A 25,715-nucleotide genomic window follows, 5' to 3' on the forward strand; every position below is an offset into this window, starting at 1 on the left:
CTGACCGAGCAGGGCATCCCGGCGGTCGACCTGCACGGCAACCTGAGCCAGGCCCAGCGCGACCGCAACCTCGCCGCCTTCGGTGAGGGAGACGTCCGCGTCCTCGTCGCCACCGACGTCGCCGCGCGCGGTGTGCACGTCGACGCCATCGAGCTGGTCGTCCACGTCGATCCGCCCGCCGAGCACAAGGCTTACCTGCACCGCTCGGGCCGCACCGCGCGTGCCGGCAGCTCCGGTGACGTCGTCACCGTGTGCCTTCCCGAGCAGCGCCGTGAGGTCTCGCAGCTACTGCGCAAGGCCAAGATCAAGGTCACCCCGAAGCAGGTCGACGCCAAGGCCGACGCCGTCGACGAGCTCGTCGGCGAGCGCGCACCCCGCGTCTCCGCTGCCGAGCGTGCGGCCGCCGAGGCCGCTCGTGGCGGCCGGCGCGATGGTTCGCAGGGCGGTCGCTCGCAGGGTGGCCGTTCGCAGGGTGGCCGTCGCGGCGGCGGACGCCCGGGCCGCGCTCGCGGTGAAGGACGTGGCAACGGTGCCGCTCGCGGCGAGAGCCGTGGCGGCGCACGCGGTCAGGGCGGAGAGTCGCGCTCCGGGGGGCAGCGTTCCACCGACGATCGCTCGGCCGGCCAGTCCCGTTCGGCGGGCCAGTCGCGTTCGGCAGGGCAGGGTCGCTCGGCGGGTCAGCCCCGTACCGGCGATCAGCATCGTGCCGGTGGACGCGCACAGGGCGGACGCCGTTCCTCCCGCCGTCCGGCCGGTTCGCCGACCAACCGCTGAACCAACGCCCTACACAACTGAATCAAGCCCGCTGGACTAGGCGGGTAGGAACTTCGAAGCAAGCCGTGGCGCAAGCCACGGCTTGCTTCCCCATGCGAAGGCTCTTCCGGTCAGTGCAGCCCAGGTGGGGGAGAGCCGACCGTAGCCGGTCAGCAGTGCGGCTGTCGGGTCGACGCTGATGTGGACATCGGGGCGTCGGGGCTCGTCGGGGTTGATGACCAGCTCGCCGTCGGTGAATTCGTAGACGTAGCGTTCCGAACATCCGCGTAGCCGGATGTCATAGGTGGCCCGGTGTCCTGCCGCCATCGTCGTGTCCACCCAGCTGGGCAGGATCTGCTGTCGCCCGCGGACGATCATCAGCACCACCTCGGGCTCGACCCGCCAGCGGGCGCCGACCGCTCGCGCGACGTCGAAGCCGTGCACCACGAACTCGCCGATGAGGATGCCCAGCGCGGCGTCGGCGCGGATCAGCCGGTCACCGTCGAACCGCATCTTGGGGACCTGCGCGTTGAAGTGTGAGACGGCGTCGACCAATGTGTCGAGGTCGTCTCGCAGCTGGCGGGCGAGAACCGACACCTCACGGGTCGGCAGGTTTGCGATCTGCTTCGCGTTGAAGTCCGGGACGTCGATCGCCTGGCGACACCATTCCCCCTCGCCGCGCGCGAGCTCGAGAAACCGAGTCGGTGCCAGGGCAACGTGCCCCAGGCAGTCGACCAGCGTCCATCCCGGTGTATCCGGCACACGCGTCTCCGGCTCGTCGACCCCCTCGACGAGTTCCAGAAAGCGTTCCCCGGTGGTCAGCGCGGCGTCGGTGTAGTCAAACCTCGAGAACATCCCCGTCACGCGTGGTTCCTCCCCCACATGGGGCGCAAGACTACTCGTGCGTAATGCGACGTGCGACACATACTTTGGAGCCGGCCGGGTTCCGGTGCCGATAGGGAACGCGCACAACGACATCCGAAGTCGAGCCGCGCTGGTCCCAGGTCTTGAGCCCAGGTTCAGGGTGCCTCGCCCAATCGGACGAACACGACACCGGCGACGATCAGCAGGCCACCGAGAAGCTGTATCGGCGCCGGGAGCTCGTCGAGGGCGAGCCAGGCGAACAGCACCGCGAACAACACCTCGGACAGGGCGACGAACGACATCACCCGGGCGCCGAGTATCCGGCCGGCCGCGATGCCGAAGGCGTACGCCATCGCGGCTGACACGACACCCAGCATCAGCAGAGGAGCCCACCAGGGCAGCGAGAGGTCGCCGATACGGACCGCCGAGGTCGACGCGGTCATCGGCAGCGCTCCGATGACTCCGGCCGCGGCGAGCGTGATCGCGCCGATCACGAGACCGCCGGCCGCGAGCGCGAGGGGCGGCAGACCGGTTCGTTCGTCGGCGGAGATCACGAAGTAGGCAGCAGCACCCACCATCGCGGCCAGAGCCCACAGAACGCCCACGACGCTGATCGAGACCTCTCCCGTCAGGTCGAGGACCAGGGCGAGGCCCGCGATCGCGAGAGCGGCCCCGAACACGGTGACGCGGGTGGGTCGCTGGGCGTGCCGCAGCCACATCCACACCAGGACCGCGACCGGTGCGGTGTACTCGATCAGCAGAGCCACGCCGACCTGCAGGTAGGTCACGGCATAGAAGTAGGCCAGCTGGCATCCCGCGACGGCCAGTAGTCCGTAGGCGATCAGCACCCACCAGGATCGGGCGGGGGATTGTGGGGGCACCGGCGGTGGCAGCAGGGGCTGTCGGTCTCGGAAGGCGAGCAACCCGGGAACCGCGAGTACGGCAGCACCCACCGCGATGCGCACGGTCACGGTCGCTCCCGCCGACCACCCGGACTCGATCATCGCCCGGGCCAGGACCCCGGAGATGGCGAAGCAGGCCGACGAGATCAGCGCCAGTGCGATACCGACGGACGGTCGGTGACCACGGGTCTGGACAGGGCCGCTCACGGATTCTTCGCGGCCACGATCGCCGCACGTACCGCTTCTCGGCACTCCTCGCCGTGAGGTTCCCCGACGCCCAGGTAGTAGCTGCCCGGACGGCCGCTCTCGCCGGCGAAGCCGACCACCGCGAATCCGTCCGGGGATTCCGGCGTCTCGATCGAGGCAATACCCAGCGGCACCGACAGCGCCGAGATCCCGCGCTTCGCCCCCGAGTTGACGATGACGAGGTGCGTCGGATGCAGGACGACGAGCGTCTGGTTCTCGGAGTCGGGGTCGACGGGGTTCGCGCGCCGGCCGAGCACTCTGCCGATCGCGGAGGTAGCGGGCGGGTTGATGCTCCGGGTGCTCCAGGCGGGAAGGTCGTCGGTGACGGTCAGTTGCCGCGAGTCGGCGTGGTCACGCAACGCCGCCGCGACGTCGGCCGGCAGAGCGGACAAATCGGCGCGCACGGTGGTGCGCTGGTATGCGGGCCCCATGGTCGATCAATCTATCGGAGAGTGCACCGGTCTCGAGATCGGTGAGCAACGACGCCACGGTCTCCGCGGAGTCGGTCTTGTTGGTCCCGATGAAGCCCGACGGTCCGCGCTTGATCCACCCGGTCACGTAGACGCCCGGCACCGGTTGCCCACCGTCCATGACCCGGCCGGCGCGGTGCGGGATGACTCCGGTCGCGTCGTCGAACGGCAGACCGGGCACGGCGACCCCGCGGTAGCCGACCGAGGTCAGCACGAGTCCGGCGTCGACGGTGGTGGTCTCACCGGTGGGTTCGATCCCGGTCACGACATCCGCATCGTCGACCGTCAGGCGGTTGCGGCCCACGACGACGCCGGTCGCGCGTCCCTCGCCACCGGTCACCTCGAGCGGGGACCCGAAGAACGCCAACCGGATTCGACGACCCTGCGGTTCGGTGGCGGCGCATTCTGCCAGGATGTCGAGCTTGGCGCGAATGGTGGCGTCGAGTTCGCCGTCCACGTGGGCGGATTCGAGATCGTCGGGATCCACGGTCACCGAGACGCCCGAATCCACGAGCCCGATCAGCTCGGGCAGGGTGAACGCGGCGTGGGCGGGTCCGCGTCGTCCCAGCACGACCACCTCGCGCACCGACGAGTCCTGCAGCACGGCCAGCGCGGCCGGTGAGATGGACGTGTCGGCGAGTGTCGCCGGGTCGGCGACGAGGATGCGTGCGACGTCGAGTGCGACGTTGCCGTTACCGATGATCACCACGCGGTCGGTGGACAGGTCGACCTCGAGGTCGGTGAAGTCCGGATGGCCGTTGTACCAACCGACGAACGACGTGGCAGACGTGACACCTTCCTGACCGATCCCCGGCAGGTCCAGCGTCTTGTCGGTGGGGGCGCCGCCGGCCCAGATGACACCCTGGTGGCGGGACCGCAGGTCGTCGAGCGTGATGTCGCGTCCCACTTCGGTGTCGAGGAGGATCTCCAGGTTCGGGTTGCGTGCGATGTCGTCGAACAAGCGCATCACCTTGCGGGTGTGCAGGTGGTCCGGGGCGACGCCGAAGCGTGCGAGGCCGAAGGGCCGATCGAGACGCTCGTACATCGTCACCGAGACCTGGGGGTGCCGCAGCAGTTCGTCGGCGGCGTACATCGCCGACGGACCCGACCCGACGATGCCGACCGACACCTTCTCGTCGACCGCGAGCTGACGCGGACGGTCGATCGGGGCGAGCGGGAGCCGGCGCGCGGGGTCCACCGGGAAACGCGCTGCACCATCGACGGTTTCGCGGTACTGCGAGGCGTTGACCTCGGCGAATCGCTCCTGCCCCTCGGGCAGGCGGTGACCGGGGACGATGGCGCCGACGGGGCACGCGCTGACGCATGCGCCACAGTCGACGCAGGTCGCCGGGTCGATGTAGAGCATCTCGGCGATGCCGAAATCCGGCTCTTCCGGAGTGGGGTGGATGCAGTTGACGGGGCATGCGTAAACGCACGACGCGTCGCCGCAGCACGCCTGGGTGACGACGTGAGGCATGGGGTCGGTTCGCTACCTGTGGGTGAGAGGAGGGATCAGGCGGCCGTGTAGGTCGGCTCGCTGCGGAAACGCGAAGGGCGGCCGCTGATTCCGAGCGCACGCCACAGCAGACGCGACACGGGGTTCATCAGCCCGCTCTGGTCGGCGAGCATCCGGACGTCGCCGAAGACGTTGCGCAGGAAGCGCTTCGACTCCTCGGACCGCCAGAAGATGTCCTTCATGACCTCGCGCGGGACGTCGAACTCCTTGGCGAAGGAACGCGGCGGCACCACGATCGCGCTGCACAGGGTGCGCATGGTCAGCGGCAGCATGAGCGACAGCAGGAAACGCTGGAAACGGTTGCGCTGCGGGACCTGCTCGCGGATGAAGTGGTGGGCGAACGAGATGTGCCTCGCCTCTTCGGCGACGTGGAGCTGCATGACCGCGGCCATCGTCGGGTGCAGGCGGGCGCGGGTTCGCAGGAAGTCCTTCTGGATGTGGTCGATCGGCTCTTCACCGCCGAGCACGCCGAAGAAGAAGACGATCGGGAACACCGTCGAGACCAGTGGGACGAACGGCGAGATCAGGCGGTACCCGACCTTCGCGCCGGGAACGTCCATGCCGACGCGGTTCACGAACTCCTGGAACATCAGGGTGTGGTTGCACTCCTCCTTGGATTCGTGCGTGGTGTACCGGAATTCGCGTGCGCCGTTGGGGAGTTTGAAGCTGTATTGCATCAGGCCGCGGATCAGCACGGACTCGAACTGCAGGCCGACCTTGGCGACGTTGGCCTGGCGCCACATGCCGATCTCGATCTGCTTGGTCTCCGGGAGCTGCTGGTACCAGGGATGGCGGCCGATCGGGTCGACCTCGTAGGACAGGATCCATCGCGGATCGTTCTCCGTGATCGCCATGTGCGGCGCATCCCAGTCGATGTCCACGTAGGGATCGAAATTCCGGTGAACCGAGGCCGAGGACAGGTCGTCGAGTACCTGCCCGTAGTCCTGCTCGCCGCCCGTTTTGTCGTGTTCGGGAACGTAGCGGGCGGGGCTGTCGCCGGCGGTGTGCAGGGAGTTCGGATTCGTCAATGCTTTGGTCATCGTCGCGTCCTTCGAGGTGGGCCGGGCTGCGTGAGGGCTGCCACAGCGGATGACTCGAACGTATTTCGACGCTCCGTTATTTGTCAACAGTCAATGTCACGTTCCGTGGCCGAGACGCCTGCGCGGGCTGCGTCCGATCGTGCCCGGTTCATCCGCTGACCTGCCGAGACGGGCGTAATTCGATCGGCTGGTTTCACCCTGTTCCGGGCCACTCCGCGCGTTAGAGTTACCACACCGTCCCGTGCCACCCGACCTCATCGGAGGAAGCGATGTCCCGTCGTGCCCCGTACGCGCCGAGCAACCCCGGTGCGCGCGCATCGGTCCGGGGACACCGGTGAGCCGACCCCCTCAGGGACCGACGCGAATCCCCGCCCCGGGACCGTTCCCGCCGCGTGTGCCCGGACAGTTCCCGCCACGTCCCGCCGCACACCCCGCCGCACGACCCGGCCCCGGCGGCCGCGGTGACCTCACGCCGCAACTCGTCGACACCGACGTCTGGACCGAGGCGATGGTGGAGGCGGCGGGCATCCCGATCGTTGACGTCCCGTTCGTCACCGTCGGCTCGGGGATCGGCTCCTTCATCACCGTCGACTATCTGCGGATCTGTGGTGTCCCGCTCGAGCAGATCGCGGTCCTCGGGCCGCAGGACGTGCCGTGGCACAGCTACGAGTACCTGACCCGGGTGTCGCAGATCCCGCGCGGCGAACGACTCCGGTCGGATTCGGCCTCGACCCCCGACAACATCTGGGGGTTCCCGTCATATGCCGTCCGCGAGGCGTGGGCCGACAAGAAGATCAAGCCGCTGTGGAACGTCCTGGTGGAGCCGATCTTCGCGAACTACTACACCCCGAAGGCGGGACAGGCGTTCGAGTCGATGGAGAAGGAGTGCCATCGCATCGGCTACCCGAAGTGCCTGCACCGTGGGCAGGTCCGCATGATCCGACGCCGCGCGGGCGGCGGCTACTTCACGATCCTCACACCGCCACAAGGCAGTTCGCCGACCAAGCGGGTGGCGTTCCGCAGTCGCTGGGTGCACGTGGCCATCGGGTACCCGGGGATCAAACTGTTGCCGGACCTGCAGGCGTTCCGCGAGACCTATCGCGACGCCAGTAAGGTCGTCAACGCCTACGAATCCCACGAACACGTCTACCAGTCGCTGCAACGCAAGCCGGGTACCGTCCTGATCCGCGGTGCCGGCATCGTGGCATCGCGTGTGCTGCAACGCCTCATCGACGACCGGGATGCGCTCGGCCTGCAGACGCAGATCGTGCACCTGTTCCGCACGTATTACGACAAACCGCACGGCCCGCACATCTTCATGCGGCGCAAGGGCAGAGACGGTTGGGCCTACCAGGGCTTCAACTATCCGAAATCGGTGTGGGGCGGCCAGCTCAAGGCGCGCATGCGCAAACTCGAGGGTCACGACCGCGCCGAGGCGTACAGGCAGATGGGCGGCACCAACACCCCGGTCCGCGACGACTGGCAGGAACAGCTCGCGCGCGGACGCCGCGAAGGGTGGTACCGGGCGGCGGTCGGCAAAGCCGAGAGTCTGGTGCCCGGACCGGGCGGCCAGGGCGTGGTGACGACGGTTCGCGTCGACCCCCATGCTCCGATCCGGCAGGAGCACCGGCCGGACGGCACCTTCGAGTTGTACGCCGACTACGTCATCGACTGCACTGGACTCGAAGCCGACGTGCGCGAACACCGGTTGCTGCGTGATCTTCTCGACCACACCGGGGCGGGGATCAACCCGGTCGGCCGGATGGATGTCGAACGCGACTTCGAGCTGAAGGGCACCCGCAACGGCGACGGGAAGCTGTACGCATCGGGCAGTGCGACCCTCGGCGGGTACTTCCCGGGTGTCGACACCTTTCTCGGTCTGCAGATCGCCGCTCTCGAGATCGTCGACGACCTCGCGCGGCAGGGCTTCTGCAAGCGACTCACCCCGTGGCGTTCGACCGCCCAGTGGTGGCGGTGGATGAACAACAAGGGAGTCGACTGATGCTGCCCACCCTGTGGGGACGGATCCAGACCCGCGTGCTGGTGCTCGGCATCCTCGGCGGGGCGTGGACCGTCGTGCTGGTCCCGTTCCTGTGGCTGATCTCGTCGGGTGACCCCACCGTCTTCGAGGTCTACCGCGTCGCATTCACGGTGTTGTTCACCGTCATCGTGCTCGGCGTCGCCTGGGAGTTCGTCTACCACTTCCTGCAGCAGTTCCGCTGGGAGAAGGACTGGCCCACCCTGTTCGGTCTGCTCACCGCGATCAACGAGGGCATCGTGGTGTGGATCGTCGTCGACAAAACGGGTCTGTTGCCGGCAGAGCTGCGCCCGTCGCCGTTCGTGTTCACCGTCCAGTTCCTCACCACCTGGCTGCTGGTGTGGGTCGCGGTCAACGGCCCGTTGCGAGTGATCTTCCCGCACTGGCGATTCCGAGGAGGCCGGTTCCTGTGACCATCCCGGGTGACATCCCGAGCGTGACCCCGACGGTGACGTTGATCCCTGGTGCAGGGATTGTGATCCGCAAACCGGCGTTCCTCTGCCTGATCTCCGACACCGTGCCCGCGGCGTTCATCACCGACCTGCTCGACATCGAATCCGCGGTGTCCGTCCCGGATTCGGCACCCCGGCGGGGCCGCCACCTCGTCCGCGCGCTGGCACAACTCGTGCTCACCGCCGACGAGCAGATCGACATCGCCTTCGCCGCACCCGACAACGTGGGGATCGCGATCTTCATGTCGGGGCGAGTCTACGGCGAGACCGACGGGAAGCGGATCGGGCCGCCCCCCGGCGACTCCTACGACAAGGCCATCCCGTGGCCGTTCGAGGGACTCGGTCTGTACCTCGAGGGCACCGTCCCGGCAGAGGTCGGCGAGGAACGTTTCGACCTGGTCGACGGTGTCGTGCCCGCCGCGGGGACGTTGCTGCACACCCCGCTCGGATTGCGCGGCACCGAATTCCATCCGCTGCCCGCGTCGACGCAGACCCCGGCGCCCGAACCCGAGCCCGAACCCGAGCTGGGGCCGGAGCGGAAACCAGAGCCCGCAGCGGCGGATCCGTTTGCCGACTTCCCGTCCCGGTCGACACCACCTGCCCCGCCCGAACCCGCTGCCGGCGAACCCGATCCGACGGGGACGACCGAGCGGATGCGACCGGACGTCGCCGAACCCCTGCCGTTCACGTCGACGCCGCTCGGAGGGACGTCGGTGGGGCAACCGGACCCGGGCGAGCCTCTCCCGACGGATCCGATGCCGGCCGCACCCGTTGCCCGACCGAAACCGTTGGCCGAACCACTCGAACCGCGCGCCCCGCTGCCCAAGGAGGAGCACCAGCGTCCCGCGACCGAGGTCGTGAAGGTCGAGGCATTGCGGGCGAAGGTGCACGGAATCCGCTGCTCGCGCGGACATCTCAACCACCCGCAGTCCTGGCTGTGCGGCGTCTGCGGCATCCGGATGGATCAGCTCACGACCTTCCTGGTGGAAGGGGAGCGGCCGCCGCTGGGCTGGCTGCTGCTCGACAACGGCTTCACCTTCCTGCTCGACGAGGACCTGGTCATCGGGCGCGAACCAGGATCGTCCGGCGGTGGGCGGGCGGGTTCGCCGAAACCGATTCGCGTGCAGGACGAGACCGGACAGCTCTCACGCCGCCACGTCGAGATCCGGTTGGTCGAGTGGACCGTCCAGCTCGTCGACCTCGGCTCGGCGAACGGCACGTTCGTCGCCGACCCGAGCAGTGGGAACCGGGAGGTGCGCCTGCTCCCGCACCGCCCGCACGTCCTGGTCCCGGGGTCGCATGTGCGAATCGGAGGGCGCCACTTCATCTTCGAGTCGCACCATGCGCGGATCTGACACGGCCGGGATCTGAGATGGACAAGCACACGGTCGCGTTCCTCCTCCTGGATGTCGCGGTCATCATCGCGGTCGCCCGCGTCGGCGGGATGATCGCGCGTGCGGTGCGGCAACCGGCGGTCGTCGGCGAGATCGCGGCCGGGATCGCATTGGGGCCGAGCCTTCTGGGACTCCTCCCGGGAAACCCCGACCAGTGGCTGTTCCCCGAAGAGGTACGGCCACTCCTCGGTGGCCTCGCCCAGATCGGGCTCGTGCTGTTCATGTTCATCGTCGGGCTCGAACTCGACATGCGACTGACCCGCGGCCGTGAGCGGGCGGCGGCGAGCATCTCCGCATGCTCGATCGCACTGCCGTTCGGACTCGGTGCGGCACTGGGGCTTCTGCTGTACCCGTCGCATGACACCGTCGGCGGAGTCGGGATCGAACGGCTCGGCATGGTCCTGTTCATGGGCGTCGCGATGTCGATCACCGCGTTCCCCGTGCTGGCGCGCATCCTCGCCGACCGCGGGATGATGCGGACCGTCCCAGGCGTTTTCAGCCTGGCCGCGGCCGCGGTCGACGACATCCTGGCCTGGACGCTGCTCGCGTTCATCATCGCGATCATCGAGGGTGGCAGTCCGCTGGAGGTCGCGAAGATCGTCGGGATGACACTGGTCTACGCGGCCATCATGTTCGGGATCGTGCGTCCGCTGCTGGCCAGGCTGGTCGAGTGGCGCGACACGGCAGGACGCCTGACCCCGGACATCCTGGCGGTCATCCTGATCGGCGTTTTCCTGTCCTCGGCTGCCACCGACGTCATCGGCATCCACCAGATCTTCGGTGCCTTCATGTTCGGCGCGGTGATGCCCAGGGTCGGTGCCGAGCAGCTGCACCGCGAGATCCTGGAGCGGCTCGAACAGGTCAGCGTGCTGCTGTTGCTGCCGATGTTCTTCGTCGTGACCGGCCTGAGCGTCGATCTCGCGGGGATCGGACTGTCCGGGCTCTGGCAGCTGGGACTGGTGCTCGTCGTCGCGATCGCCGGCAAGTTCCTCGGCGCCTATGCGGGCGCTAGGGTCTCGGCGATCCCGACACGGCAGAGCGCGGCCATCGCCGTGCTCATGAACACCCGCGGACTCACCGAGCTGGTGATCCTCTCGGCAGGACGCGATCTCGGTGTCCTCAGTGACGACCTCTTCGCGATGCTCGTGGTGATGGCGCTGGTGACGACGGTGCTGACCGAACCCCTGCTGCGGCTCGTCTACCCGGACACGGTGGTGGCCAACGACATCGCCGCGGCCGAGCGTCGGGCGCTGGCCGCGGCGACCGCCCCGCGGGTGCTGGTGGTCTTGCGCGACCCCGACGGCACGGTCGAGGACCTGCGCGCACGACACCGTCGATTGCTGGACTGCGCAACCGGTTACGACGTCGTGCTGGCCGGACTGCTCACCACGACGGACAACCCGGCCGGACGTCTCGAGGTCGGCGTGCCGGTGGTACCCGATTTCGCGGCCATGGCGTCGGCCGTCGAGAAGCTGAACCTGCTCGGTGCCTCACTGACCGGAGCCGGGTCGGTGTCGGTTCTTTGTCGCTTCGGCTCGGACCCGGCCACCGACCTCGACGCGATGGCCCGCAACGCCAACGCCGACGTGATCGTCATCGACGCCGCCGACCGCGCCCTCGGCGAGATGTTGCGCGCGGCGCCGGTGGCGATCGTCGACGAGAACGCCGCGGCCGGTGCGGCACCCGGCCGTAGCGTCATCACCTGCATGGTCGCGGACAGTCGCAGTGGTCGGACCGCCGCCGTGGTGGGTGCCGGACTGGCGTTGTTCGGGTCGCGTTCCCTCACCATCGTGTCCACCGGTTCACGGCGGCGCTGGCTCGCCGACCTGCGGCCCGTGATCGATCGCGGTGTCCGGGTCTCCCTCGTCGAGCCGAAACGTCACCGCGGCGAGAACGCCGCCTTCACCGTCGCCGCCGCCGACGACGACCCCACCCACGAGCGTGGTCCGGACATTCCCGTGACCGTCGTCGACAACACCGGGACCAGCGAGGAAGCACTGGGGGACCGGATGTCCACGCTGTACGCCGAGGCGACGGCATCGGCCGACCCCACGCCGAGCGCCGGCAGCGGTTCCACCACGTCATCACCAGAGAGGCACTGACATGGCCACAGTCGAGATCCCGCGACAGCTCGCGGATTTCACCGTGCTCCAGAAGCTCGGAGTCGGCGGCAACGGAACGTTCTATCTCGCCGTGCCGCCCGCGCGCCTCGGCCTGGCGACCGATCGCGTGGTGGTCAAGGTGTTCAGCGGGGTGTGCAGCGACGACGCCTACCGTCGCGGCGTCCGGGAACTGCGGGCGTTCGCCGCGGTCGCCTCGCCTTACCTGGCCGGTCTGTACGACGCGGTGCTGCAGGGCCAGTTCATGTATGCGATGGAGTTCTTCCCGATGGGATCGCTCGGCACACCTGCGCGTCCGCTCAGCCGGGACGAACGTCTGGCCGCGGTCGCCGACGCGGCGCGCGGTGTCGACGCCCTGCACGAGGCCGGTATCGCCCATGCCAACATCACCCCGTCGAGCATCATGGTGACCGAGACGGGCGGCAAGATCTCCGATCTCGGTCTCGCCCGGGTGCTCGCGGCCGACGAGCCGATCACCAGCTTCGCCCAGCCCGGGGCCGTTCAGTACATGGACCCGGCGCTGCTGGCCGGTGACGTGCCGTCCCGTGCGACCGACATCTGGTCTCTCGGAGCATGTCTGCATCGTGCGCTCACCGACGAAGGGGTGTACGGCGAGGTGCCCGACGCCCAGCCGCTGCTGGCGATCCGGGCCGCCCTGTCGACGCCACCCGCGCTGTCGGAGAAGCTCGATCGCGACGAGCGCACGCTGATTGCCAATTGTCTGGCGCTGGCCGGGACCCGGCCGTCGACCGCGCTGCAGGTGGCCGAACGGATCGACGCCCTGCGGGGTCGGTGAGAATCGTTGCCGGTCACCCGAGCGGAGCCGTGCGCCACCAGCCGTCGAGGATCTGCCGGCCGGAATGGCCCGGCCATGTGGTGATCACGGTGTACGGCTCGCGCACCGGCTCGACGAAGTTGGTGACCACCCAACCGTCGGCGAGGCTGTCGCGGCTCGACGATGCGGGACCGTCCCGCCACTGGATCCTGTCACCCGGGTAACCCTCGAGCGGTGCGGTGACGCTGTCCCGTGCGCCGGGGGCGGAGGTGTGCCAGAAGACGTAGGTGACCTGCTCGGCGTCGGAGCAGGAGATGGCGTCGAGGCCGTCGCGGAACATGGCCCGGCAGGACGCATCCCGCCACCCCTCCTGGTCGGGGGAGTCGGGCAGCAGTCGTGGGAAGGCATCGGCGATCGGTGCGACCGTCGACGGCCACGGCGGAGGCGCGTTGCGCGCGCCGAGGACGATCACCGCACCCACACAGACCGCGACCACGACGAGCGCCACGAGGACCGGTGCGAGATCCCGGCGTCGTCGCGCGGCAGCAGATTCGGAAGCCGTACCGGCAGAACGGAACTCGCAATGGGGACGACGCCCGGGGCGGCCGGCGACGATCTCGGTCGGCCGATCGGGACTTCCGACGGGGTGGAAGACCCGCGGTGCCGGGTCGATCTTCTCGGTCGGTGGCTTCCCCTCGGTGTGGGTGAGGTGGAGGGCGAGGTCGGCGGCCCGGACGAATTCGGCGCAGGTTCGATACCGGTGATCGGGGTCCGGATCGAGAGCTCTTGCAAGGACGGAATGGAAGGCGGGGGAGACGTCGCCGGAAACACGGTGCCGGGCAACCGATGTGGTCCCGGTCAGGAGTTCGACGAGCGTGCGCCCGAGAGCGGCCACGTCGGAGTCGGGGTGCGGGGTGTCCTCCCCGTCCGCGGGTGGCGTCAGGCCGAACCCGCGCAGCGTGACCGCACCCGGGGCGGTGATGTCTGATGCGGTGATGTCGGACGCGGGATCTCTGCCGGTCGTGATCAGGATGTCGGCGGTGGTGACGCCGCCGTGCACCAACCGTCGGCGATGGGCGGCATCGAGTGCCTCCCCGACCGCGGCCACGATCCGCACGGCCAGGTCGATGTCGATGCCGTCGGGATGGCGTCGGAGGAGTTCGGCCGCGTCGGTGGTGGGCACCGGCGACGTGGCGACCCACAGCCGGCCGTCGGTGAGACCGTGTCCGGCGATCCGCGCGATGGCGGGATGCCTGATGTCCGAGGCCGATTCGTTGGAGTGGGCGAACCAGCTGCGGAACCGCGCATCCGCGGAACGCGCGGGCTCGACGACGGTGAGCACGACGGGGTCAGGGGGCGGCCGACCAGGGGAAGGGGGAGTCGGCGCCACCGGGACCGCGCGACAGGTCGTGCCGACCTCGGATTCCCGGAGGATCCACTCGATGCGATGCGCGGCGACCGCCGACCCCGGAACGATCGAGCCGTGGGCGGGTGCAGCGCCGCGGGTGACGTCGAAGGACACGCTTGGCTCCCTGTGGTGTGAGAGCTCGGATTCTACCGGCCTACGGCGGCGCTATTCGGTGTTCGACTCGAACAGCACGGGAGCGGAATTGAACAGCATCACGATGAAGAACACCAGCAGGAACCAGGCCCCGCCCTGCCACATCTGCCACCGTCCACCGGATTTCCAGACCCGGTAGGCACGCACCAGCATCGCGATCGCGCCGAACAGTACGACGACGGGTGAGGCGATGACGAGCACGTTCTGCACCGAGTCCGACGCTCCGAGTCCGACGAGGAGAAGGCCGAGTCCCAAGACGACGGTGATGGCGACGTGGGTTACGATCGCACGAAAGTCGTTGGAGTTCTGCGGAGTCGGGGAGGTCATGGTGACCACCACGTTACATGCCGGGCGTGAAGGACTTAGTGCTCATTGATGCCGACAGTTCCCGGGAGCAGGATGGAGGTCGAGGACCCGGCCTCCACCAGGCGGTCGTGGCCAGAGGAGATGAGCCCAGAGGAGATGACAGACATGAACGCGATACTCGTCGGCGTGGACGGTTCGGACGCGGCCAACGGCGCGGTGCGATGGGCGGCCAAGGCCGCGGCGGCGGAGGGTCTCGATCTCAAGATCGTCGGCGCCTACGACGCGAGCACCAGCGACTACGCCCCCGGCCTGATCATCCCGCAGGACGTCGTCGACGCCATCCGGCAGGACGCCTCGGATGCCGTGCATGCCGCGAACAACGTCGCCAAGGCAGCAGCACCGAACGTCAGCGTGACGACGTCGATCGTCGACGGTGACGCGGCGCGCGTGCTCCTCGAACTGGGCAGGGACGCCGCGATGATCGTCGTCGGCACCCGCCGGCTGGGCAGCGTGAAGGGCCTGTTCCTCGGCTCGGTGAGCATCAACGTGGCAGCCCACGCACACGGGCGAGTGGCCGTCGTCGCCGCGGAGGGCTCCGACACCGGGCCGGTCGTGGTCGGCGTGGACGGTTCGCCGATCAGCGACGTGGCCGTCGCCGAGGCGTTCCGGCAGGCGTCGCTCCGCAACGCCCCGCTGGTCGCGGTCCACACCTGGACCCCGCTCGACGCCGACGCCCTGCACGGGTACGGGATCGGGCCCGACGAGGTCGAGCGGATGACCCAGGACGCGGTCGAGGTGCTCGCCGAGCGGCTGGCCGGGTACGCGCAGGATTACCCGGACGTCCGGGTGGAACGCCGCGTGCTGCCCGAGGAGCCGGCGAAGGCGCTGCTCGACACGGCCGGCGCCGATGCCCAGCTCGTCGTCGTGGGCAGCCGCGGACGCGGCGGATTCCGCGGACTGATGCTCGGCTCGACCAGCCAGAAGGTCATGCACAACGCCGAATGCCCGGTTCTGGTGGTGCGCAACTGACCGGGGCGGTGCCTACCATCGACGCATGACGCTGAAGAGACTCGAGCTCTCGGTCGGGGAGCTCGCCCAGCGGGCGGGCATCGCGCCGTCGGCGGTTCGCTTCTACGAGGAGCAGGGCCTGATCTTCAGCCGGCGGACCGCCGGCAACCAGCGGCGCTACCACCGGGCGATGCTGCGCCGGGTCGCGTTCATACGGGCCTCGCAGGTCGCGGGCATCCCGCTGTCGGTGATCGGCGAGGTACTCGCCGAACTCGGCGATCACGAATCCCCGTCGAAGTCGATGTGGGAGGCGGCGTCGAAACGCTGGGTGGACGACATCAATCACCGCATCTCGCTGCTGGAGAACATGCGCGACATGATGGGATCGTGCGTCGGGTGCGGGTGCCTGTCGCTCGGCGAATGTCACCTGCTCAATCCTGGAGACGAACTGAACAAACTCGGTCCCGGCCCCCGTCGCCTCATGACCGAGTGATCGGCGTCCCGCGATCTCGGCGGGAAGACCACCGGCGGTAGGGTTGCGGCATGGCTCGACCGTCGCGCGTGGCGCTGGCTCTGGGAAGTGGCGGCGCTCGCGGGTACGCGCACATCGGCGTGATCGCCGAGCTCGAGGCACGCGGATTCGAGATCGTCACCGTCGCCGGATCATCCATGGGTGCGCTGGTCGGGGGCCTGTACTGCGCGGGCAAACTCGACGACTACGTCGACTGGATCTCGGGCCTGTCGCAGCTCGACGTCGTGCGGCTCCTCGACGTCTCTCTCACCAAACCGGGGGTCATCGGTGCCGAACGCATCCTCACCCGCGTGCGGGAGATCCTCGGCGACACCGTGATCGAGGACCTGCCGATCCCGTTCACGGCCATCGCCACCGACCTGTCCGCCGGACGTGCGGTGTGGTTCCAGCGCGGCAACCTCGCCGATGCCCTGCGTGCCTCGATCGCGATCCCCGGGGTCATCAGCCCGCACGAGCACAAGGGGCGACTCCTCGCCGACGGAGGCATCCTCGACCCGCTGCCCGTCGCGCCGACCTCGGGCGTCCCCAGCGACGTCACGATCGGCGTGATCCTTGGCTCCGACGGTGGGCCCGAGACGGGTGCCAGCCGGCAACCGAAGGCGAAAGGCCTGCTCCGACGCAATGTCGCGCCCATCCTCGACAACGAGTTCGTGCGCTCGGTGCGGGACCGGTTCGGATCGGAAACCGGCGAGCTCGCGGGGTCCGGGTCCTCGAGCGCCGAGTCCCCGAACATCGAGTCCGCGAACATCGAGCAGGTGAACACCGAGCAGGTGAACACCGGGGCCGCCACCGACGGCGCCGACCAGGTCGCTCCGGCTGCCGTCCCCGACGAGGAGGGTGCGGTCGTGGTCGACACCGCCGCGGTGTCCCCGGAGACCACCGACGAGCCCCAACGGATGGGTCGCGTCGAGGTGCTCAGCCGATCCCTCGACATCATGCAGGAGGCGCTCACCCGCTATCAGGTCGCCGGCTATCCGCCCGACGTGCTGATCCGCGTGCCGCGTCGTGCGGTGCGCACCATGGACTTCCACAAGGCCACCGAGATGATCGATCTCGGCCGCGAACTCACCGCGAAGGCACTCGACGATCTGCCCGAGCTGCCATGAGGCAGATCCCTCGCGGCATCTGGGTGCTGCTGTCGGCCAACGTCGTCATCGCACTCGGTTACGGCTTCATCGCGCCTGCCCTGCCGAGTTTCGCTCGCGCGTTCAACGTCTCGTTCACCGCGGCCACCGCGGTGGTGTCCGCGTTCGCGATCATGCGACTGCTGTTCGCACCGGCGGGCGGACGACTCGTGTCGGTCTTCGGCGAACGACGCATCTACCTGACCGGACTGCTCATCGTCGCAGCCAGCACGCTGGCTTGTGCTTTCGCACAGTCGTATTGGCAGCTGCTGGTCTTCCGCGGTCTGGGCGGCATCGGGTCGACGATGTTCAGCATCTCGGCGATGGCGTTGCTGATCCGGATGGCGCCCAGCGACATTCGCGGTCGAGTGTCGGGCCTGTTCTCCGCAGGGTTCCTGATCGGTTCCATCACCGGACCGCTCATCGGTGCCGCGCTGGTGGGTTTCGGCCTGCGCGTGCCGTTCGTCGTGTACGCGGTCGCCCTCCTGGTGGCGTCGGCGGTCGTGGCCACCCAGTTGCGCGAGGTGATCGCCCCGGACCAGTCCGAGGGGCCGACAGCCGGACTCATCGGTTTCCGGACCGCCCTGCGGGACAGCGCCTACCGGGCCATCCTCGCGTCGAACTTCACGCAGGGCTGGGCGTCGATGGGCGTGCGTGTCGCGGTGGTCCCGCTGTTCATCACCGAGGGGCTCGGTGCGGGCGCGGGGATGGCCGGGATCGTGCTGGCGGTCTATGCGGCAGGCAACGTCCTCGCGATCCTCGTCGCGGGCAGGCTGTCCGACCGGTTCGGTCGCCGGCCGATCATGCTGCCGGGCCTCACGATCACCGTCGTCGCCACCATCGCGCTCGGTTTCTCGCCCAACGTCCCCGCCGCCCTGGCATTGTCGGTGCTCGCCGGCGTCGGGTCCGGGTTGTTCGCGCCCACCCATCAGGCCGCACTGGCCGACGTCCTGGGCAACCGCCAGCAGGGCGGGTCGGCGCTCGCCGCATTCGGCATGTCCTCCGACCTCGGCGCGGTGACCGGGCCGGTGATCGTCGGGTTCGTGGCCGATCGTGTCGGCTTCGGTCCGGCGTTCGTGCTGACCGGTGTGGTCGCGTCGATCGCCCTGGTCACGTGGTTGTTCGCCCGGGAGACCGCGCCGGCGATCGTCGGTCAGGGCCCGACGTTCACCCACGATGAGGCGACCGATCGGGACGGAACGAATTACGGTTGAGCGATGACGCGTGACGGGCAGCAGGACGCTGCAGAGGGGTCGGCTGCAAAGGGGTCTGCCGCGACCGGGTGGGACTATGCACTGGGTGCCGATTCCGAGGTGGGCACGCTGCGTGCGGTGATGCTGCACCGCCCCGGGGACGAACTGCGACGCCTCACGCCGCGCAACAACGATCAACTGCTGTTCGACGGGATTCCCTGGGTCGACCGAGCGCAGGAGGAACATGACGCGTTCGCCGCGGTGCTGCGGGATCGCGGGGTCGACGTCTACCTGCTCGGCGACCTGCTCACCGAGACGATCGCGCACAGCGGGGCCGCCCGCATCCAGGGCATCGCGGCCGCCGTCAGCGCACGCCGTCTGGGGACGCATCTCGCCGAGGATCTCGCGAGACACCTGCGGGGGCTCGCGCCCGCGGATCTGTCGCACGTCCTGACGGCCGGGATGACGTTCGACGAACTGCCGATCACGCCGTCGGCGGAGCGGTCGTCACTGGTGCGCCGGATGCATCACGGCCCGGAGTTCGCCATCGAGCCGCTGCCGAATCTGCTGTTCACCCGCGACAGCTCGTTCTGGATCGGTTCGCGGTTCGCGATCACGTCCCTCGCACTTCACGCGCGGGCACGCGAGACGTCGCTGACCGACCTCATCTATGCGCATCACCCCCGTTTCACCGGTGCGCGGCGCGCCTACGAGTCGCAGGTCGCGCCGGTGGAGGGCGGTGACGTGCTGCTCCTCGCCCCGGGCGTGGTCGCCGTCGGGGTGGGGGAGCGCACCACGCCGGCCGGTGCGGAAGCGCTGGCGCGCAGCCTCTTCGACGATCACCTCGCCCACACCGTGCTCGCCGTGCCCATCGAACAGTCGCGTGCGTTCATGCACCTCGACACCGTTTGCACCATGGTCGACACCGATGCCGTGGTGATGTACCCCAACATCCGCGACCACATGTCGGCGTTCACCCTCGTCCACGACGCGGACACCGACGCCGTACACGTCACGGGGGAGCGGCCGTTCGTCGAAGCGGCCGCCGAGGCGATGGGTATCGGCAAGCTCAGGGTGATCGACACCGGCCTCGACCCGGTGACCGCCGAGCGTGAGCAGTGGGACGACGGCAACAACACCCTCGCTCTGTCGCCGGGGGTCGTCGTGTCCTACAACCGGAATGTGGAAACCAATCGTCGCCTGCGTGATTCGGGTATCGAGGTCATCGAGATCGAGGGCCGCGAACTCGGCTCGGGTCGTGGTGGGCCCCGGTGCATGTCGTGTCCGCTGGCGCGGGACCGGCTGTGAGGGGCCGACCATGAGCTCATCGCTGTTGGACCATCTGACGGTGGACCCGGCATCGGACCGGCCACCCTTCGAGCAGGTGCGGCTCCGGATCATCGAACTGATCGCGGACGGCACGCTGCTCACCGGTGATCGCCTGCCGACCGTCCGGGCACTCGCCGCGCACCTCGACCTCGCCCCCAACACCGTGGCGAAGACCTATCGCGAACTCGAGGCGGGCGGTGTCATCGAGACCCGTGGACGGTCGGGTTCGTTCATCAAGGCGGGCCGGCACGATGCGCACGACGCCGGTTTCACCGCGGCGTCGAGCTACGTCGAGACCGCCCGTGACCTGGGTCTTGACGACGAAACGATCGTCGCTCTGGTCGAGCGCGCGGTGCGCGCGACTTGAAATAGCGGTACCGACGTTGCTTGGGTGGACTCATGACAAGTGAACAGAACGTGCCGTCAGGCCGTGCGCAGGACTCCTCGCGCGGACCTGTTGGGGGGAGTCGGCCCGCACGACCACGCCTGGATCCCGTGGTCTTCTCGGTCACTGCCCTCATCGTCATCGCCTTCGTCGCCTGGGGTCTCGCCGACAAGGACGGCCTCAACTCGACCAGTTCCGATGTCCTGGGGTGGATCACCACCAACCTCGGCTGGTTGTTCATCCTGTCCGCGACCGGCTTCGTCATCTTCGCGGTGTTCCTGGCGGTGTCCAAGTACGGGCGCATACCTCTCGGCCGTGACGACGAGGCACCGGAGTTCCGCACCGTCAGCTGGATCGCGATGATGTTCAGCGCCGGAATGGGTATCGGCCTGATGTTCTTCGGCGCCTACGAACCGCTCTTCCACTTCGTCAGTCCGCCACCGGAGATCGGCGCCGAGGACGTCCGCGCCGCGATGGCCACCACGATGTTCCACTGGGGATTCCATCCCTGGGCGATGTACGCGGTCGTCGGATTGGCACTGGCGTACAGCACATTCCGGCTGGGTCGCACCCAGCTGATCAGCTCGGTGTTCGAGCGCCTGTTCGGCCCGAAGGTGTCCAACGGTCCGGCCGGTAAGGTCATCGACATCCTCGCGATCTTCGCGACGCTGTTCGGTACCGTCGCGTCGCTGGGTCTCGGTGCGCTGCAGATCGGTTCGGGTCTGGACAAGATCGGCTGGGTCCACGAACCCACGAAGCTCCTGCTGGTCGGGATCATCGCGATCCTCACCGCCGCGTTCGTCGCCTCCGCGGTCTCGGGTATCGCCCGCGGCATCCAGTGGCTGTCGAACATCAACATGGTGCTGGCGGTCGTGCTGGCGGCCTTCGTCTTCGTCGTCGGCCCGACGATCTTCATCCTCAATCTGCTGCCGACCACGCTCGGTGCCTACTTCACCGACCTGACGACCTTCGCCGCCCGTTCGGATGCGACGGTCGCAACCGAGGCCGGAGAGCAGTGGCTGGCCGACTGGACGATCTTCTACTGGGCATGGTGGGTGTCGTGGACCCCGTTCGTCGGCCTGTTCCTGGCCAAGATCAGCCGCGGGCGGACCATCCGCGAGTTCGTGATCGGCGTCATGGTGGTCCCGACGACGGTCTCGCTGGTCTGGTTCTGCGTATTCGGCGGTACCGCGATCCGGGAACAGATGACCGGGGTGCTGAACTTCGACGCGGCGAACGACGCCAGCGAGGACACCTTGTTCGACGTTCTGGCGAATCTGCCGTGGACCGGTGTCGCGTCGGCGCTGGTGATGATCCTGGTGGCGATCTTCTTCGTCTCGGGTGCCGACTCCGCCTCACTGGTGATGGGGACGCTGTCCCAGCGCGGCGCGGAGGAACCCTCACGCCTGATCACGGTGTTCTGGGGTGTGCTCACCGGCGTGGTGGCCGCACTGCTGCTGGCCATCAGCGGCGACGATGCCCTCGACGGCATCAAGACGATGGCGATCATCGCGGCCCTGCCGTTCGTCCTGGTGATGATCGGCATGTGCCTGTCGCTGTACATGGATCTCCGGCACGATCCGCTCATCGTGTCCCGCACCGTGTTGACCGCACGCGTCGACGAGCATGTCCGGGAGCAGGCCGAGGCCATCGCCACCGGTGAGCTCGACTCGATCCACGCCGACGCCGTGCGGCACCTGGAGATCATCGAGCCCGACATCGTCGAGCAGGCCGGACTCAACGGCGACGGGGCGACCCCGGCCGTCGACAAGGACGGTTCACCGGCCTGATGGGTCGGTCATCTGAGAAGCGCCCGGATTCTGACTGCCGAACCTCAACTCGACCGGCAGACGTCGATCGGAGTCTGCCGGTCGGGTTGACGTCGACCGGTAGTTAGGTGTCGCTTGCGCTCCTTGCACCTCAGGGGGCGGGGTCGCCGAGGCACTCTGGCGGCGGCGCTCAGCCCCAACTGGGCAGCCAGATCTGCTGCCGCCAGAGTCCCGGCGAGATCGGGGACGCGGTGAGGATCGGCCACAGCCACACGAAGTTGGTGACGACCAGCGCCACGTAGACGGCGACCACGATGATCGACAGCACCCGGCGCTCGGGCCGGGCGCGGGCCGTGGTCGCCGTCGAGCGCAACAGATCGCCGCAACACAACGCGAGGCCCATCGCCAGGAACGGGGCGAGCGCCGTCGCATAGAAGAAGTACATCTGGCGGTCGAGGGCCAGGAACCACGGCAGGATGCCGGCGCAGTAGCCGACGACGACCGCGGCGTAGCGCCAGTCGCGGCGGACGATCCACGACCACAGCCCCCACAGCAACATCGGCAGGGTGAGCCACCAGAGGGCCGGGGTCCCGATCAGCATCTGGGCGCGGACGCACTCGCCCGTGCCGCACTGGTCGGGCCCGTTCTCGAGGGCATAGAGCATCGGCCGCAGGCTCATCGGCCAGGTCCACGGCTTGGACTCCCAGGGATGCTGGTTGCCCGCGGAGTTGGTCAGGCCCGAGTGGAACTGGAGAATGCCGGACTCGTAATACCAGAGCGAACGCCACGCCCCGGGCACCCACGAGAAGGTTCCGCCGGTCCCGATCGCGTTGCCCTCGGAGTAGCGGTAGACGGCGGTCTCGCTGTTGAACCACGGGATGTAGGTCAGGAAGTAGATGACCACCGGCATCACCGCGAGGCTCGCGCCGGCGGGCACGACGTCGCGGACAAGCGTGCCGACCCACGGACGCCGCACGTGGTACGCCCGGCGGGCCGCGACGTCGAAGCCGATGGCGAGGGCCGTGAAGAAGATGACGTAGTAGACGCCCGACCACTTGGTCCCGCAGTTGAGCCCGAGCATCACACCGGCGGTGAAGCGGTACCAGCGGAAACCGAGGCGCGGCCCGAACGGACTGTCGTCGATCCGGCCCTCGAGGTAGACGCGGTACATCCGTTCGCGGACCTGGTCGCGGTCGGCGACGAGCGCGGCGAAGGCGGCGACGATGAACAGGGCCTGGAAGATGTCGAGCATCCCCATCCGGGACTGCACGAACAGCACACCGTCGCAGATCGCGAAGATGCCGCCGATCGCACCGACGAGCGTCGACCGCGTGAGCCGCCGTACGACGCAGTAGACGAGGACGACGATGAGGACACCGGAGATCGCCGGTGCGACCCGCCAGCCGAGCGGCCCGTATCCGAAGACGGCCTCCGACGCGGCGAGCATCCACTTGCCCACCGGGGGATGCACCACGAGCCCGTAGGCCGGGTTGTCCTCGATCCAGTTGCCGCCGGTGAGCACCTGCCAGCCCTGCGGGACGTAGTGCTTCTCGTCGAAGACCGGGGTGCCCTTGTCGGTGGGGTGACTCAGATTCCAGAACCGCGTCAGGCCGGCGATGAGCGTGATGACGACCCCGACCAGAAGGCCGCGACCCCGATCCGGGGCGCCGAACAGCGGGGCCGGGACCTCCGGTCCGAGGCGGGGCGGCGGGACCACGGCGGGGACCGGGACACCGGCGGGCACAGAGGTGTCACGCGCGGCGGTGATGGTCACCCGATCGATCCTAGTGGGCCCTCGTAAGCTGGCTGACGATGAATGCCGCCGAGCCCGACACGCACCCCTTCGACGACTCCGCACCCGACACCGGGACGACCGGACGGCTGGTGCTGGCCGCCACACCCATGGGGCAGGTCGGCGACGCGTCGCCCCGGTTGCGGGAGGCCCTGCAGACGGCCGACATCGTCGCCGCCGAGGACACCCGCCGCACCCGTGCGCTGGCCGCCGCGCTCGGCGTCGAGATCGGCGGCCGCGTGGTCAGTTACTACGACCAGGTGGAGGCCGCGCGTACCCCGGGGCTCGTCGAGGCGATCGCCAACGGTGAGACGGTCCTGCTGGTCACCGACGCCGGGATGCCGTCGGTCAGCGACCCCGGCTACCGGGTCGTGGTGGCTTGCGCGGAGGCCGGTCTGCCGGTGACGGCTCTACCCGGCCCGTCGGCGGTGACGACGGCACTCGCGGTGTCGGCGCTGCCGTCGGAGCGGTTCTGCTTCGAGGGGTTCGCGCCGCGCAAGCCGGGAGCGCGCGCGGACTGGCTGCGCGAACTCGTCGCACAGCCGCGCACGGCCGTCTTCTTCGAGTCGCCGCACCGGCTGGCCGACACCCTGGCCGCGGCGGCCGACATCCTCGGACCCGACCGGCGTGCCGCCGTGTGCCGGGAGATGACGAAGACCTACGAGGAGGTCCGCCGCGGCGGCCTGGCCGAACTGGCCGACTGGGCGGCGGGCGGCGTCAGGGGCGAGATCACGGTGGTGATCGCCGGCGCGGTGGCCGCCGAACCCGACATCGAGCAACTCGCCGACCGCGCCGAGGAACTGGTGGCCGGCGGGATGCGTCTCAAAGACGCCTGCGCCGAGGTCACGCAGGGCTCGGGTGCCTCGCGGCGCGACGTCTACCAGTCGGTTCTCGATAGGCGTCGAGCTGATCCGAGCTGACCCGGAGCTCGACGCGCGGAGCCAGCCGGTAGGGCCGGCTCGAGACGAGCGCACCCACGACGCGGCGTAGCCGCGACAGCTCGGCACGCACGCTGACGGTGTGGTTCTGGTCGCCGAAAAGCAACTGGCTCAACTGTTGTGAGGTCAGGCCCTGGTCGCCCGCGTCGGCGAGCAGCAGCAGGATCTGCGCGTGGCGCCGCGTGAGGACCGTGCGCCACGGGTCGTCGTCGCCGGTGACCGTGATCGTCGGCTCGCCGTCGAGGTCGAGTTCGGCGATGACCGGGCCCGAGGGGCCCGCCGGACGCACCAGCCAGCCCGTTCCGAGCCGTTCCACGACGCACATCCCGAGTCCGGGTACGAACTGACGCATGTCCTCGGTCGGCGCGGCCACCCGAACCGGCGGCGTGCACCCGCGGCCCTCGGCCACCCACCCGTCGTCGTCGATGAGCAGACCGGGCCCGTGCAGACCGGCCAGCTGGGCGGCCCCGTGATAGCGGAGGTCGGCGAGAGTGCGCTGGTGGGCGAGAGTCACCTCGTGCTCGCTCAGCATGGCCAGGGCAGCCGTGAACGCGGAGACCGCGGGCTGCATCTGCATCGCCGGGCCGGCGAGTCCGGCGACCGCGATCATCTCGCCGGTGCGCGGGTCGTGGACCGGCGTCGCGGTGCAGTACAACCCGTGCAGCGATCGGCTGTAGTGCTCGGGGCCGAAGAGCCGGCTCGGCCGCCGGTTGCGGATCGCCAGGCCCACCGCGGTGGTCGCGGCGGAATCCTCGTCCCACCGGCTCCCCTCCACGAGTCCGAGACGGTTGGCCTCGGGGATCACCGCGCGCGAGCCGCCGCGCCACAGCATCACACCGTCGGCGTCGAAGATGCCCAGGGCCATCAGCGGGTCGTCGGCCGACTGGGCGAACACCCGCTTGAGCGAGTCCACCGCGTGACGGAGCGGATGGGCCGCCCGGCGGGCTTCGAGCTCGTCGCGGTCGATGCGGCCGCGATGGTGATCGTCGACCGTCGAGGGATGGTCCCCGGCCTGTACGCGGCTCCAAGACTCGGCGACCTCGCCTGCGAATCCGGGAGGCGGCGTCGCACCGGACATGATGGCCTCGCGGTCGCGATTGATCTCCCGGACGAGCTCCGTGAGATCGGTCGTCGCCTGGATGGACAGAGTCATGTACGAAATATTACCGAAATCAACGATCAAGTCCGGTATTTGCGATGCCGCAGCG

General features: G+C 68.9%; 23 protein-coding genes. 14 read left to right on the forward strand and 9 right to left on the reverse strand.

The window, feature by feature from the left end:
* Positions 1 to 774, forward strand: a 774-nt coding sequence (locus OK17_RS10425) for a helicase-related protein (RefSeq protein ID WP_461417411.1), incomplete at its 5' end; no start/stop codon positions are given.
* A 36-nt stretch (positions 775 to 810) separates the two neighbouring features.
* Here OK17_RS10425 and OK17_RS10430 read toward each other — a convergent pair.
* From OK17_RS10430 to OK17_RS10450, 5 genes are all read right to left on the reverse strand, one after another.
* Entirely contained in the window at positions 811 to 1,617 is an 807-nt protein-coding gene (locus OK17_RS10430; RefSeq protein WP_232718704.1) for a maleylpyruvate isomerase N-terminal domain-containing protein, read from the reverse strand.
* A 155-nt stretch (positions 1,618 to 1,772) separates the two neighbouring features.
* Entirely contained in the window at positions 1,773 to 2,726 is a 954-nt protein-coding gene (locus tag OK17_RS10435; RefSeq protein WP_232718702.1) for an EamA family transporter, read from the reverse strand.
* On the reverse strand, positions 2,723 to 3,196 hold the full coding sequence (locus OK17_RS10440) for a hypothetical protein (RefSeq protein WP_232718701.1): 474 nt from the start codon (positions 3,194 to 3,196) through the stop codon (positions 2,723 to 2,725). The genes OK17_RS10435 and OK17_RS10440 overlap by 4 nt, the downstream gene beginning before the upstream one ends.
* Positions 3,117 to 4,712, reverse strand: a complete 1,596-nt coding sequence (locus OK17_RS10445) for a 4Fe-4S binding protein (protein WP_461417412.1) — start codon at positions 4,710 to 4,712, stop codon at positions 3,117 to 3,119. The genes OK17_RS10440 and OK17_RS10445 overlap by 80 nt, the downstream gene beginning before the upstream one ends.
* 35 nt (positions 4,713 to 4,747) lie before the next feature.
* Positions 4,748 to 5,791 carry an AurF N-oxygenase family protein gene (locus OK17_RS10450; RefSeq protein WP_232718698.1) on the reverse strand — a complete coding sequence of 348 codons (1,044 nt, stop codon included), beginning with the start codon at positions 5,789 to 5,791 and terminating at the stop codon, positions 4,748 to 4,750.
* Positions 5,792 to 6,185: 394 nt separating this feature from the next.
* Here OK17_RS10450 and OK17_RS10455 point away from each other — a divergent pair, with 394 nt between their 5' ends.
* The 5 genes from OK17_RS10455 to OK17_RS10475 are packed head-to-tail and all read left to right on the forward strand — an operon-like array spanning position 6,186 to position 12,591.
* Entirely contained in the window at positions 6,186 to 7,793 is a 1,608-nt protein-coding gene (locus OK17_RS10455) for a hypothetical protein (protein WP_461417426.1), read from the forward strand.
* Positions 7,793 to 8,242, forward strand: a complete 450-nt coding sequence (locus OK17_RS10460; protein ID WP_232718697.1) for a hypothetical protein — start codon at positions 7,793 to 7,795, stop codon at positions 8,240 to 8,242. The genes OK17_RS10455 and OK17_RS10460 overlap by 1 nt, the downstream gene beginning before the upstream one ends.
* Positions 8,239 to 9,636, forward strand: a complete 1,398-nt coding sequence (locus tag OK17_RS10465; RefSeq protein WP_461417413.1) for an FHA domain-containing protein — start codon at positions 8,239 to 8,241, stop codon at positions 9,634 to 9,636. Before OK17_RS10460 ends, OK17_RS10465 begins: the two co-directional genes overlap by 4 nt.
* A 17-nt stretch (positions 9,637 to 9,653) precedes the next feature.
* The gene (locus tag OK17_RS10470; RefSeq protein WP_461417414.1) at positions 9,654 to 11,777 is read left to right on the forward strand and encodes a cation:proton antiporter; all 2,124 of its coding nucleotides are present in this window, start codon (positions 9,654 to 9,656) and stop codon (positions 11,775 to 11,777) included.
* Position 11,778: 1 nt separating this feature from the next.
* Positions 11,779 to 12,591, forward strand: coding sequence for a protein kinase domain-containing protein (locus OK17_RS10475; protein WP_232718689.1), 813 nt, complete (start codon positions 11,779 to 11,781; stop codon positions 12,589 to 12,591).
* A gap of 13 nt (positions 12,592 to 12,604) precedes the next feature.
* Here OK17_RS10475 and OK17_RS10480 read toward each other — a convergent pair whose 3' ends face one another.
* Positions 12,605 to 14,092 carry a serine/threonine-protein kinase gene (locus OK17_RS10480; protein ID WP_461417415.1) on the reverse strand — a complete coding sequence of 496 codons (1,488 nt, stop codon included), beginning with the start codon at positions 14,090 to 14,092 and terminating at the stop codon, positions 12,605 to 12,607.
* A gap of 51 nt (positions 14,093 to 14,143) precedes the next feature.
* On the reverse strand, positions 14,144 to 14,458 hold the full coding sequence (locus tag OK17_RS10485) for a hypothetical protein (RefSeq protein WP_232718684.1): 315 nt from the start codon (positions 14,456 to 14,458) through the stop codon (positions 14,144 to 14,146).
* A gap of 144 nt (positions 14,459 to 14,602) precedes the next feature.
* Between OK17_RS10485 and OK17_RS10490 the strand changes: the two genes are divergently transcribed.
* From OK17_RS10490 to OK17_RS10520, 7 genes are read left to right on the forward strand one after another with little or no spacing between them, the layout of a single operon-like run.
* The gene (locus OK17_RS10490; RefSeq protein ID WP_232718683.1) at positions 14,603 to 15,466 is read left to right on the forward strand and encodes a universal stress protein; all 864 of its coding nucleotides are present in this window, start codon (positions 14,603 to 14,605) and stop codon (positions 15,464 to 15,466) included.
* Positions 15,467 to 15,491: 25 nt separating this feature from the next.
* Positions 15,492 to 15,938, forward strand: coding sequence for a redox-sensitive transcriptional activator SoxR (gene soxR / locus OK17_RS10495; protein WP_232718682.1), 447 nt, complete (start codon positions 15,492 to 15,494; stop codon positions 15,936 to 15,938).
* Positions 15,939 to 15,988: 50 nt separating this feature from the next.
* On the forward strand, positions 15,989 to 17,083 hold the full coding sequence (locus OK17_RS10500; protein ID WP_232718681.1) for a patatin-like phospholipase family protein: 1,095 nt from the start codon (positions 15,989 to 15,991) through the stop codon (positions 17,081 to 17,083).
* Positions 17,080 to 18,315 carry an MFS transporter gene (locus tag OK17_RS10505; RefSeq protein ID WP_232718679.1) on the forward strand — a complete coding sequence of 412 codons (1,236 nt, stop codon included), beginning with the start codon at positions 17,080 to 17,082 and terminating at the stop codon, positions 18,313 to 18,315. The genes OK17_RS10500 and OK17_RS10505 overlap by 4 nt, the downstream gene beginning before the upstream one ends.
* 3 nt (positions 18,316 to 18,318) lie before the next feature.
* Positions 18,319 to 19,602, forward strand: a complete 1,284-nt coding sequence (locus tag OK17_RS10510) for an arginine deiminase (protein ID WP_232718677.1) — start codon at positions 18,319 to 18,321, stop codon at positions 19,600 to 19,602.
* A gap of 10 nt (positions 19,603 to 19,612) precedes the next feature.
* Positions 19,613 to 19,990, forward strand: coding sequence for a GntR family transcriptional regulator (locus tag OK17_RS10515; protein WP_154882717.1), 378 nt, complete (start codon positions 19,613 to 19,615; stop codon positions 19,988 to 19,990).
* Positions 19,991 to 20,022: 32 nt separating this feature from the next.
* Positions 20,023 to 21,798, forward strand: coding sequence for a BCCT family transporter (locus OK17_RS10520; protein ID WP_232718675.1), 1,776 nt, complete (start codon positions 20,023 to 20,025; stop codon positions 21,796 to 21,798).
* Positions 21,799 to 21,967: 169 nt separating this feature from the next.
* Here the strand turns inward: OK17_RS10520 and OK17_RS10525 are convergent, their stop codons facing one another.
* Positions 21,968 to 23,551, reverse strand: a complete 1,584-nt coding sequence (locus tag OK17_RS10525; RefSeq protein ID WP_232718674.1) for a dolichyl-phosphate-mannose--protein mannosyltransferase — start codon at positions 23,549 to 23,551, stop codon at positions 21,968 to 21,970.
* A 38-nt stretch (positions 23,552 to 23,589) separates the two neighbouring features.
* Here OK17_RS10525 and rsmI point away from each other — a divergent pair, with 38 nt between their 5' ends.
* Entirely contained in the window at positions 23,590 to 24,489 is a 900-nt protein-coding gene (rsmI, locus tag OK17_RS10530; RefSeq protein WP_232718669.1) for a 16S rRNA (cytidine(1402)-2'-O)-methyltransferase, read from the forward strand.
* Here rsmI and OK17_RS10535 read toward each other — a convergent pair.
* Entirely contained in the window at positions 24,413 to 25,660 is a 1,248-nt protein-coding gene (locus tag OK17_RS10535) for a helix-turn-helix domain-containing protein (protein WP_232718668.1), read from the reverse strand. The two genes, rsmI and OK17_RS10535, sit on opposite strands and share 77 nt — an antisense overlap.
* Positions 25,661 to 25,715: the final 55 nt, after the last annotated feature.

The organism is Gordonia sp. GN26, assembly GCF_054823965.1.